General features: G+C 43.9%; 12 protein-coding genes and 1 riboswitch. Of the genes, 8 read left to right on the forward strand and 4 right to left on the reverse strand.

Features of this window, described 5'->3' with window-relative positions; all coding sequences use genetic code 11:
- The 3 genes from Q5866_RS20145 to Q5866_RS20155 all read left to right on the forward strand — a co-directional run.
- Positions 1–635: DUF6266 family protein (locus tag Q5866_RS20145; RefSeq protein WP_303182129.1), on the forward strand; the 635-nt coding region annotated here is incomplete at its 5' end.
- Between the two features lie 93 nt (positions 636–728).
- On the forward strand, positions 729–890 hold the full coding sequence (locus tag Q5866_RS20150; protein ID WP_176554979.1) for a hypothetical protein: 162 nt from the start codon (positions 729–731) through the stop codon (positions 888–890).
- Between the two features lie 85 nt (positions 891–975).
- Complete coding sequence (locus Q5866_RS20155) at positions 976–1,515, forward strand: RNA polymerase sigma factor (protein ID WP_099291234.1); 540 nt, start codon at positions 976–978, stop codon at positions 1,513–1,515.
- A 206-nt stretch (positions 1,516–1,721) separates the two neighbouring features.
- Here the strand turns inward: Q5866_RS20155 and lepA are convergent, their stop codons facing one another.
- The 3 genes from lepA to Q5866_RS20170 form a co-directional block, all read right to left on the reverse strand.
- Positions 1,722–3,509 carry a translation elongation factor 4 gene (lepA, locus tag Q5866_RS20160; RefSeq protein ID WP_303182132.1) on the reverse strand — a complete coding sequence of 596 codons (1,788 nt, stop codon included), beginning with the start codon at positions 3,507–3,509 and terminating at the stop codon, positions 1,722–1,724.
- Between the two features lie 114 nt (positions 3,510–3,623).
- Complete coding sequence (gene pstS, locus Q5866_RS20165) at positions 3,624–4,682, reverse strand: phosphate ABC transporter substrate-binding protein PstS (protein WP_303182134.1); 1,059 nt, start codon at positions 4,680–4,682, stop codon at positions 3,624–3,626.
- 249 nt (positions 4,683–4,931) lie between these two features.
- Positions 4,932–6,122, reverse strand: coding sequence for a uracil-xanthine permease family protein (locus Q5866_RS20170; RefSeq protein WP_186974806.1), 1,191 nt, complete (start codon positions 6,120–6,122; stop codon positions 4,932–4,934).
- 100 nt (positions 6,123–6,222) lie between these two features.
- Here Q5866_RS20170 and Q5866_RS20175 point away from each other — a divergent pair, with 100 nt between their 5' ends.
- From Q5866_RS20175 to Q5866_RS20195, 5 genes are all read left to right on the forward strand, one after another.
- Complete coding sequence (locus tag Q5866_RS20175) at positions 6,223–7,101, forward strand: YicC/YloC family endoribonuclease (protein WP_099291231.1); 879 nt, start codon at positions 6,223–6,225, stop codon at positions 7,099–7,101.
- Positions 7,102–7,140: 39 nt separating this feature from the next.
- A complete protein-coding gene (locus tag Q5866_RS20180; protein ID WP_186974805.1) occupies positions 7,141–7,488 on the forward strand; it encodes a four helix bundle protein in 348 nt (115 codons plus the stop codon).
- Positions 7,489–7,547: 59 nt separating this feature from the next.
- Positions 7,548–8,108 (forward strand): guanylate kinase, encoded by a 561-nt coding sequence (gmk, locus tag Q5866_RS20185; RefSeq protein ID WP_186974804.1) that lies wholly within the window; start codon positions 7,548–7,550, stop codon positions 8,106–8,108.
- A gap of 2 nt (positions 8,109–8,110) precedes the next feature.
- A complete protein-coding gene (gene nadD, locus Q5866_RS20190) occupies positions 8,111–8,707 on the forward strand; it encodes a nicotinate (nicotinamide) nucleotide adenylyltransferase (protein WP_303182140.1) in 597 nt (198 codons plus the stop codon).
- 140 nt (positions 8,708–8,847) lie between these two features.
- A riboswitch (cobalamin riboswitch) is annotated at positions 8,848–9,036 on the reverse strand.
- A gap of 244 nt (positions 9,037–9,280) precedes the next feature.
- The gene (locus Q5866_RS20195; protein ID WP_186974802.1) at positions 9,281–10,195 is read left to right on the forward strand and encodes a YitT family protein; all 915 of its coding nucleotides are present in this window, start codon (positions 9,281–9,283) and stop codon (positions 10,193–10,195) included.
- Positions 10,196–10,226: 31 nt separating this feature from the next.
- On the opposite strand, the gene Q5866_RS20200 is transcribed toward Q5866_RS20195, so the two are convergent.
- Positions 10,227–11,516, reverse strand: a complete 1,290-nt coding sequence (locus Q5866_RS20200; RefSeq protein WP_303182143.1) for a hypothetical protein — start codon at positions 11,514–11,516, stop codon at positions 10,227–10,229.
- Between the last annotated feature and the right edge of the window lie 279 nt (positions 11,517–11,795).

Consider the following 11,795-nt stretch of genomic DNA (forward strand, 5'->3'; position numbering starts at 1 on the left):
ATTATTTTATGGCAGAATTTAATTCTTATTTGTTAGGTAAAGCGAGAAAATCAGTAGGTAACATCACGTTGTGTTACACGAGGAAGAAGAACATCGCGAAGGCGAAGATATTCTCCCGGAAGGATAACCCGACGCCGGAGGCTTTGGCACAGCGGGCGAGGATGAAAACGTTAGTACAGCTATCCCAGAGTCTATTGCCGATCGTGCAGAAAGGCTTCGTGGGGATCGGGAAGGGGACGACGTCGAATGCGTTCGTGGCGTCGAATCAGAAAGCCGTAACGGTGGACGAGAAGAACGTGGCGACAGTAGATTTTGAGAAATTGCTGGTAGCTACCGGGTTGGTGAATCCGCCGAAGGTAACGGTAACGTACGACGAGGAGAGTAAGAAGTACCAGTTCACGCAGGAAGTACAGGAAGAGGAGGACGGGTACGCTTCCGCGGAGGACAAGGTGTATGGTGTATTGTACGAGACGACACGGGGACGGGCGAGACTGGTGGTGTTGAGGGAGCGTGGCGAGAGTGGCAGCACGAGTTGTGCGCTCCCGGAAGAGTGGGACAACACGAACGTGAAGGTGTATTGTTTTGCCACGTTGAAAAACGGGAAAAGGGCGTCGGACAGCTTACTGATTTCTTGATTTCTGATTTTAGATTGGGTGATTCCAGCCGCACGGGGCTTCGCTTTTGGGCGGCTGGAGCCCTTTTGTTTTTAACTTTCAATTTTCAATTGTATGGATTATTTTGTGATAGGAATGTTTACAACGTTGAGTTTTAACTCGGTGTTGTCGCAGGTGGCAGATCACTTGTTTGCCGGCATGGTTAGTATCGTGGGAGGAATCGTGAGTTCGATAGCAGTGGCTTGGGTGAAGCGACGATGGAAGAAACGAGAATAGTATAATTTTGGAATAACTTGTATAGATACTATGAGATTTGTAATTTTTTTCTAACTTTGAGGAGGAAAATATCAAAGTGTCGTGTATGGATCCTTGCAGGAATGATGATGAGCTTACGGTTTTGTTAACACGTTTTAATCGACGTGATACTTCGGCTTTTACTTCCGTGTATATGAAATATTTCACGGAACTTCATACTTACGCTAGGCGTCTTTACGCGACTACTTCAATGGAACCGGATGATGTGGTGCAGGATGTGTTCTGTAATCTCTGGGAGCGGACGGATATTACTTTTGACAGTTTTTTGAAAATAAAGGCTTTCCTGTTTGTTGCGATCAAAAATGGTTACAGGAATTACGTGAATCATTTGGAAGTGGAGCGGAAATATAAAAATGTGGCAGAATTGAATGGCGGTTTTGAGAATGATATCGTGGAAAGTGAACTGGGGGCTTCATTGTTGGAATATGTCGAGCGGATTCCTGATCCCGGGGGGAAAGTGATGAAACTTTATCTGTCGGGTTTCGAGGCGGAAGAGATAGCCGAGAAGTTACGGATGAGTATTCGTACCGTGTATAACACGAAACACCGGGCTATCGGGATGCTAAAGGGTTGGTTTAGAAAATAAAAGGAGGTCGTGTCAAAACACGCCCTTGCGTCCATAAGGTCTGAAAGTCCATAATTGTTGTAAGGTCAAATGTATTGAGAGTCCTAATTTATGATATTGTATATCATTTTGTTATTGAATTGTGGACTTTATGGACTTTAGGAGCCGGAGGCTCGACTTTATGGACATTACAGACTAGAGGTGTGTCCAAACACACCTCTTATTTTCTAATCCAGTTTCAGTACGGCAAGGAATGCTTTCTGCGGCACTTCGACGTTACCGATTTGTTTCATTCGCTTCTTTCCTTTTTTCTGTTTTTCCAATAGTTTACGTTTACGGGAGATATCACCACCGTAGCATTTTGCCGTCACGTCCTTGCGAACGGCCTTGATTGTTTCGCGAGATATAATCTTCGCTCCAATAGCAGCCTGTATGGCGATATCGAATTGCTGGCGGGGAATCAGTTCTTTCAATTTCTCGCAAATGCGCTTCCCGAAGGAGTAAGCATTGTCGAAATGGATAAGGGCGGACAGGGCGTCCACGGATTCACCGTTGAGCAGGATATCCAGTTTCACCAGATTTGCCCGACGATAGCCGATCTGGAAATAGTCGAAAGAGGCATATCCTTTCGTGATACTTTTCAGTTTGTCATAGAAATCGAAGACGATTTCAGCCAGTGGCATCTCGTAATTCAACTCGATACGATTTCCGGTCAGGTAATGTTGCTTTATCAGTATCCCGCGTTTACCGAGACAAAGCGTCATGATTTGTCCGATATAATCCGTGGGGGTGATGATTTGTGCCTTGATATAAGGTTCCTCGATATAATCCAGTACGGTAGGTGACGGCATATCCGAGGGGTTGTGCATCTCGAAGGATTCGCCTTTCGTGGTGTGGGCGATATACATTACGTTGGGAACCGTGGTGATAACGTTCATGTCGAACTCGCGGTCGAGGCGTTCCTGCACGATTTCCATGTGCAGCATGCCCAAGAATCCGCAACGGAACCCGAAGCCCAAGGCGGCAGAAGATTCCGGCTCAAAGGTTAACGAGGCATCGTTTAATTGCAATTTCTCGATGGAGGCACGCAAGTCTTCGTAATCTTCCGAATCTATGGGATAAATTCCGGCGAAAACCATGGGTTTCACCTCTTTGAATCCCTCGATGGCGGTTTCACACGGGCGACTGACATGGGTGATGGTATCACCGACTTTTACTTCAGACGAAGTTTTAATTCCCGAGATAATATATCCGACGTCCCCGGTGCATAACTCGTTACGGGGTTCCTGTTCCAGACGCAATACTCCAATCTCGTCAGCATCGTACTCTTTGGCTGTACTGACAAATTTCACTTTATCACCTTTCTTCAAGCTGCCGTTCATGATCCGGCAATAGGTAATAATCCCCCGGAATGAATTGAATTCCGAGTCGAAAACCAGAGCTTGAAGGGGAGCGTCCGGATCTCCCGTGGGAGCCGGAATCCGTTCGACCACGGCTTCCAGAATTTTGTCCACACCCAATCCCGTTTTTCCGCTAGCCTCAAGGATATCTTCCCGGTCGCAACCGAGCAATTCCTCGATCTGGTCCTTTACCTCTTCGGGCATGGCGTTCGGCATATCCATTTTATTGAGCACCGGAATGATCTCCAGATTATTGTCGATGGCAAGATAGAGGTTCGATATCGTCTGTGCTTGAATCCCCTGAGTGGCATCCACGATCAGTAAAGCTCCTTCGCAAGCGGCTATCGAGCGTGAAACCTCGTACGAGAAGTCCACGTGTCCCGGGGTATCAATCAAGTTAAGGACGTATTTTTCGCCTTTATAATTGTAGTCCATCTGTATAGCATGGCTCTTGATGGTAATTCCCCGTTCTCGCTCCAAGTCCATATCGTCAAGCACTTGTGCTTGCAAATCTTTCCCCACGACAGTCCCTGTCGTTTCCAACAAACGGTCGGCAAGAGTACTCTTGCCATGATCAATATGCGCTATAATACAGAAATTTCTAATGTTCTTCATTCGGGTGTAAAACTCTAAATTAGGGTGCAAAGATAGTGATTTTCTTGTTATAAAAAAAGAGAGTATCTTGATGACAGAGATACTCTCTTTGAGATATGGTATCGTGTGGATTTATTATAAAATCGGTTTTCCATTATAGGTAACCGACTTCAGTAATGCTTTTGCGTTCTTCACGGCTTTGGAGGGAAGCGGGGAGTAGTTTACTTTCGAGGTCATGGATTGTGCTTCCGAATCTGACATCCAATCTAAAAGTTTTAGCGTTTCTTCTGCTTGTGCCAGACTCCTGTTGGCATAGGCTTGTTCCTTGTACAGGAGAATCCATGTAAAGCAGCTGATCGGGTAAGCATCCGGTGCGGTGGAATTGGTAATCATCGTGCGGGTGTCGGCGGGCATGTCTCCTTTGGCGGCGGCGGAGATACTTTCCGTGTTCGGGTTGATGAACTTTCCGGCTGCATTTTTCATTTGCGCGAATTGGATTTTCATGGCAAAGGCGTACTCGGAACCCACGTAACCGATAGAACCCACGGTCTGGCTGATTACCCCGGCAACACCCGGATTGCCTTTAGCTGCCATTCCTGCCGGCCATTTCAATGATTTTCCGGTACCGATTTTTTCTGCCCATTCCGGGCTGATTTTGGTCATATAGTCACTGAACACGAAAGTGGTTCCACTACCGTCTGAGCGATACACGGGACTCATGTCTTTGTCGGGTAAATTTACTCCGGGGTTGATAGCGGTAATGCGGCTGTCGTTCCATTTGGTGATTTTACCCATGTAAATGTCTGCCACTATCTCTCCGGTTAATTTCAGATTATCTACTCCCGGAAGATTGTAGGCTAACACCACGGCTCCCATACAAGTCGGGATGTGGATCACCGCGGCGGGCATTTCGCTCATTTCTTTGTCTGAAAGGTAAGCATCCGAACCTCCGAAATCCACGATTTTATCTTTCAGGCTGCGGATACCTCCACCGCTGCCGATTCCCCCGTAAGTGACGGAATTCCCGGTTTTGTCCTGATAGGTCTTGAATGCTAGGTTGTAGAACGGAAGAGGGAAGGTAGCCCCGGCTCCCGAGATAGATACTTTTTTGTTGGGAGTGGTTTCCCCATTCGTCGCGTTGCTGTTGAAAATAACAGCTAACATTAAAATTGTTGTTAGAAATAAGTTTTTCATTTTCTATTCATTTAAGTAATCTGTTTTCTATCTTTTTACGACCGCAATTTCCGCTGATATTGTGAATCTTTTGTTACAGCACAGATACTTAATTGTTAAGAATAGATCGGTTTATAAAGTTCATAAGGTTTATAAAGTATATAGACACTGCGGGCGCTTTATCTACGGCAGCATAAGCTACCGATAAATATTGTCCGAAGGACTCCCGTAACTTTATGAACTTTACAAACCTTATGAACTTTATAAACTCTATTTCGTGGTTTCTTGTGGTAAAATCAAGTTAAGTACGACTCCGAGTAAAGCGGCAAGTCCGATTCCCGACATGGAAAAGTTGCCCCATTGGAAGGCGGCACCGCCGATACCGAAAGTCAGGATGAGGGAAACGACAATCATATTTCTGGTTTTCGAGAGATCCACTTTGTTTTGGATCAGGTTGCTCATGCCCAGTGAAGCGATAGTGCCGAAAAGGAGTAACATGATACCACCCAGCACGGGGGCGGGGATGGATTTCAAGAAAGCGCTTATTTTACCGAAAATAGAGAAAATAATACCTGTAACAGCGGCAATCCGGATGACTGCCGGGCTGGTTACTTTCGTCAAGGAAACGGCGCCTGTTACTTCCGAGTAAGTTGTTACCGGGGGACCGCCGATGAGTCCGGCAAATACACAGGCAATACCGTCACCCAGCAAGGTGCGGTGTAACCCGGGATTCTTGATAAAATCTTTGCCCGTGACGCTATTCACGGCGTAGACATCCCCGATATGCTCGATGACGGGAGCGATGGCCACGGGTATCATAAACAGAATGGCTTCCCACGAGAAATCCGGGGTTATAAATTGAGGCAAGGAAAACCACGGGGCTTCCTTTACGGGAGTCGTGTCTATGCCATAAAAGAAAAATGCCACGAGATAGCCCACGATAATCCCGCAAAAAATAGGGATTAGTTTTAAAAGTCCTCTTCCTTTCAAAGAAACAACGACAGCGGTGACGAGAGCGGTTAGGGCAAGAATCCAATTCTCGCTAGCCATTTTCACGCCGGCTCCGGCTAGAGATAACCCGATCAGAATAATGACCGGACCGATAACAATCGGGGGAAACAGTCTTTTTATAAAGTCCGTGCCTCGCCATTTGACGAGCAGACTCATGACTCCATATACCGCACCCACGGCAACCATGCCGGAGAGAGCTCCTGCCATGCCGTACAATTCCGCGGCTTTTATGATGGGAGCGATAAAAGCGAAACTACTGCCGAGGAAGATAGGTACGATACCTTTGGTCACAAGGTGGAAAAGCAATGTCCCGATTCCTGCCGTGAGAAGCGCGGTGGACGGGTCAAGCCCGACAAGTAGAGGAACGAGTACGGTAGAACCGAAAGCGACGAAAAGAAATTGTACGCCGACAACTCCTTTTTGGAAGGTAGAGAGACGATTTGTTTCCATTATGTAGTGTTTAAAACTCAACAAAGGTAAATATTCGACGTCGGTTTTCAAAAAAAGCCTTACTTTTGTGCTTAAATGTTTGTATAAAAAACAAGAACGTATGATAAAATCAATGACCGGTTTCGGTAAAGCAACAGCAGACTACGGAACGAAGAAAGTAATTGTCGAAGTAAAAAGCTTGAATTCAAAGCAATTGGATATTAATCTTAGAACCCCGAGTCTTTACAAGGAGAAAGATATCGAGATCCGGAATATGATTAAAAATGTGTTGGAACGCGGTAAGGTGGATATGTATATCTATTTTGATAACGCGGAGGAAGAAAAAGGAGTCGCGGTGAATCAGGCGGTGGTGAAACAATATTACAACCAGATGAACGAGGTGGCTTCGTCTTTGGGTATTGAGATAGATAAAGGGGAATTACTACAAACCGTGATGCGTTTCCCGGATACCATGCAGGTGAAGATGGATGAATTGGATGAGGAAGCTTGGAATGCTTTGAGAAGTGCTATCGAGAAAGCCTTGTCCGACGTGGATCAATTCCGCGTACAGGAGGGAAAGGTATTGATTGCCGATATATTGAAACGTGTAGATTTAATCAAGAGTCTATCTGCCGAAGTCCCCCGCTTCGAGAAACAACGCGTGGTGACGATTAAACAGCGTTTGCAGGACAAAATGAAAGAGTGGGGCGAAATCAAAAATATCGACGAGAACCGTTTAGAGCAGGAAATCATCTATTATCTTGAGAAACTTGATATCACGGAAGAGAAAGTTCGTCTTGCCAACCATTGTAAATACTTTATCGAAACTGTCGAGAAAGAAGTTGCTCCCGGTCGTAAACTCGGATTTATAGCCCAAGAAATCGGTCGTGAAATCAACACCATGGGTTCCAAGGCTAACGATCACGACATTCAAAAGCTCGTCGTCCGCATGAAAGATGAACTTGAAAAGATAAAAGAACAGAGCCTTAATGTGTTATAAGTCCGTAAGGTCTGTAAGGTCCATAAAGTCCATAAGGTCATGAAAATAGAGAGATTTGAAGAAATTCTTGCTTGGCAGAAAGCTAAGGAGTTAACAAAAAATATTTATAAATTGTTGGCTCCAATAAAGGACTATGGTTTTAAAGATCAGATACAACGGGCTGCTGTTTCTGTCATGAATAATGTTGCAGAAGGTTTTGAACGTCGATCAGATAAAGAATTTAAGCACTTCCTTTTTGTTGCTAAAGGATCTTGTGGAGAGGTTCGTTCAATGTTAATATTAGCCAAAGAATTGGATTATATAGAAAAGAATACTTGTGCCGATTTGATTTTGGAAACAGAAAGAATCTCCAAAATGTTATCGAATTTTATAAAAATGTTAGATTAACAAAGAAGGACCTTATAGACCTTATGGACTTTATGGACCTTATAGACTTATAATTAATAATGAAAAAAGTGATTATTTTCTCAGCTCCCAGTGGTTCCGGGAAAAGTACTATTGTGAATTATCTGCTCTCCCGGGGTTTGGGATTGGAATTTTCGATTTCAGCGACGTGCAGATCGCCGAGAGGGGAAGAGCGGCATGGGAAGGAATATTATTTCTTTTCGACGGATGAATTTAGACAGAAGATCGATAAGGATGATTTTTTGGAGTGGGAACAGGTTTATCCGGGTTGTTATTACGGGACACTGAAGAGCGAGTTGGAAAGGATTTGGGCGAAGGGGCATACGGTCGTATTCGACGTGGATGTTGTCGGGGGCGTGAATATCAAGAAGATATTCGGGGAACGGGCTCTTTCTATTTTTGTGCAAGCGCCATCCGTGGAGGTTTTACGTCAGCGATTAGAGTCCCGGGGTACCGATTCCGCGGAGAAGATCGAGGAGCGGGTGGCGAAAGCGGAATATGAAATGACCTTTGCCGATAAATTTGATATCGTCGTAGTGAACGATAAGCTGGAAAGTGCTCTGGAGCAGGCGGAAAAAGCGGTAAGAGATTTTTTGAAATAGTTATGGCGGTGCAGGATGAAAAGGGATACAGGCAGCCCGTGACGGCTCTTTTTTTCGGTTCGTTCAACCCGATCCATAACGGTCACGTGGGAATTGCCCGCTATTTATTGGATAATAAATTGTGCGACGAGGTATGGTTTGTTATCAGTCCCTGTAATCCTTTTAAAATCAATCGGTTCCTTTTGTTGGAGGCAGACCGTCTGCGAATTGTTGAGGCAGCTATTGCCGACGATCCCCGGATGCGAGCCTGTGACATTGAGTTCACCATGCCTAAACCCTCTTACACGGTGGATACACTGCATTTATTGTTCGAGAAATACCCGGGGCGGGAATTCGTTTTGGTCATTGGTGGGGATAATGTCGAGAATTTTACGAAGTGGAAAGACTATCGTTGGATCGTGCAACATTGCCCTATTTTCGTGTATCCCCGGTTAGGAATAGACGTGACTGTCGGGCAATTCCCGGGAATGCGGATGATAGATGCTCCTTTGTTTCCCTTGTCCGCGACAGAAATCCGGGAAATGATTATTCAAAAGAAAGATATTACTGGCTTGGTTCCGAATGCGATTTTGTCGCTGGTGAAAGAATTTTACGGGTAGTCTATAAAAATAAGTGAGCTTGTAAATTCAACGTAAAACAAGTTGGCAGAGATATTTTACATCCAATTACGTGCTCACTTATTCACAGAACAATGCTTGTTGGAAATAAAACTCTTGCTAGCTTCAATTCCCGAAAGCCACATAAACAGTTACGTCTTGGCAGGTTTTCTGACTTACTTCCTTTTCGTCGCCTTCCCATCTATGTACAGACAGTGGCAGTAGAGACTAAAGTTATGAAGCTTACAGCTGCGGGTACAGTTCCCGACTCTCACGGGATTCCCTTCTAATGTTACGACTAACATTAACTCTCCAATACATTCACAAACGTAGGGAAAATAATTGAAAATTGAAAATGGAGAATTGAAAATTATTTCTGAAGGACTTTTTTGGTTTTTGTATAATTATGAAGCGGATTGTATAATTATGCGAGTTGTTTTATTTGTATCATATTGATATATAGTGCAATACAATAATTTTTCAAGCTGCGAAAACGTTGTAAAAAGTCGAAAACAAGTTGTACTTTTGTGCCGTTAACGAGTGCGATTAATAAGTCGAATAATAAATGAATTTAGTATGGGATTTGTAACTAAGGAGAAATTATTCTCTAAGGATTTCTTTATCACTTATGCTTGGTTGCTGGGTGGTTGTTTCGTGTTTGCCGTGGGTGCAGTGATGTTTGCGGAGCCTTATGGTTTTGCTCCGGGAGGCACCTATGGTTTGTCAATGGTATTCCATCATTTGTGGGGTTGGAGAACAGAACTTTCCGCCCTTTGTATGGACATCCCGTTGTTGTTGTTGGGAATTTATTTCCTGGGAGCGAAGTTCGGAATTAAAACAGTGATCTGTACATTTGCTATCCCCAGTTTCATGTGGTTGATCCACCAGACGTACGGTTTTGATGCTTTGTTGGAGCCCGGTATCACGGAGCGTACAATGCTTCAGGAACCCTTGCTGTCATCTATTTTCGGTGGTATCGTTTACGGTATCGGTATCGGTATGATTTTTAAGTCCCGTGCTACCTCCGGGGGATCGGATATCATCGCCATGATCTTGAACAAGTACACGCATATTTCTCTCGGTACATTGGTAATTATCGTCGACTGTACGATTACCTTAACTACCGTGGTGGCTTTCGGGGATTGGAAATTGCCGATGTACTCTTGGATTATTGTCTTCATAGAAGGTAAAGTAATCGACTTGATCGTGGAAGGTGCTTCCGTGCACAAGACTTTGATGATCGTGACGAAAGAGGTTGATACAGTCAAGAATATCATCTTGAACGACATCAACCGCGGAGCGACGATTCTTCCGGCAATCGGTGCTTATAAAGGAGAATCTCGCGAAATTGTTTACACGATTCTTACCCGTCGTGAAATGATGATCTTGCGTCATCGTATTCGTGAAATCGATCCGGATGCTTTTATCAACGTGATCGACTCCCGGGAGATACTTGGAAGGGGATTCAAGTCGTTGAAGAATGACGAATAAAAAGTGGCTTAGGCCACTTTTTTTATATCTGTTATTTTAATTTCCTGTCTTGGTAAGGAACAATCTCTTTCATCTTCCGGTAATCGAGACCGTCAAAATTAACAAGTACGTTATTGCCAAAATGTATACTGAAAACATCTCCCGTGTCTGCCCAAACTTTTACTTTAGCAGCTTCTTTATTCTCTAGATTGTCTTCGAGAGGATTGCGATACAAGTTTACCTCGTAATACATCCTGTTTTTATTTTTGTCATGTTCTTTCCATGTTTTGCTACAAATCTTTGGAGGAAGATACTTTTGGTAATAATGCTTCATTTCACCTTGTCCCACGTTTACCATGGTTGTGGAATCGGTCAAGGGCCTTTGGTATTCTCGGTAATAGCTCGGCCCTATTGTTAATACTGCTTCTTTACTAAGTTGCAGGAGCAATAAATCTCGTGTATTGGCAACTAAAGAGTCTAACCGCACTTTTTTCCGTTGAGGATCTAATTCCAAACCACTTTGCATGAGTGGAAGCAGGAATTTGTTGCGTCCCTGGGTATCTGAGATTTCTTCCATAAGGGCGCCACTTAATTTTATCTCGATCCCATTGCCGAATTTGACTTGGCGTAATTCGCTGGTTTTTGCCCATATCTCTATTTGAGCCGAATAGTTTCGAGAAAAATATTCTTCTCTGCCATCGTAAAGATAGGATACAATGTAATACTTGTATCTGCCGAATTCTCTTTCCTCTTTGTCTGTTGGTCCTTCACGAGGATCTCTTGGGATGTATGCTGCTGAAATTGTTATAGAACGTCCCCCGTCATCCAAACTGATGCCTTTGGTTATTTCCGGCTTGTAATCTTTCCGGTAATATTCGGGAGCAAACTTTTCCATGAAAATACGGCACCATGAAGATAATGTGCTATCTCTGCTATCATCCGAGTAGAACGGATCGTCTAAATTGAGAGAATTACGAATAGGGCGAAGGGGAGGTAGAGGAACCTCGTGTCTTTGCTGATAAGGTATAATTGTATCTTGAAAATGTCCGGGTTCATTATAGGCGCGATAGCCATTCCCAAAAGCGATAAAAAATGGTTTTCGGGTATCGATGTTTATATATACTTCCGCGGCGTAATCACACCAAAGGTCTTCTTCACGCGGCTTGCTGGCAAAACTAACACTAAAGAAACGGAATTTCCCTTTCGAGCCTGTCCAACTTTCTCCGCTGCCGTCAATCTTTACTTCCCGGTCTGCCCGGTAATAATCCGGTCCATGTTTGAGTACCGTTTTTTTAGCGATTTCTACTAAAATACTATCCCGTTTTTCTGTGGGGAGTAGCATTAAATCAATCTTTTGAGCATAACTATTTGAAATAAAGAATAATAAAAGAAAGATCGTTATATGGAGGGGATGCTTTTTCATAAAAATGTCATTATGCATCCAAATGTAATATTTATTCGGCATAATAACAAAAAAAAGAGCCGAAAGGCTCTTTTTTTAATACATATCCGTGATATCCCAGACGAAAGCCCGGATTCCGTTTTCTTTGTTTACCTCGTCCAGATTCTTGACGTATTTCAGAATCAAGGGAACCATCTCTTCTTCAACAACGGTTAAAGT

It is taken from the genome of uncultured Butyricimonas sp., assembly GCF_959596855.1.
Lineage (GTDB): Bacteria > Bacteroidota > Bacteroidia > Bacteroidales > Marinifilaceae > Butyricimonas > Butyricimonas muris.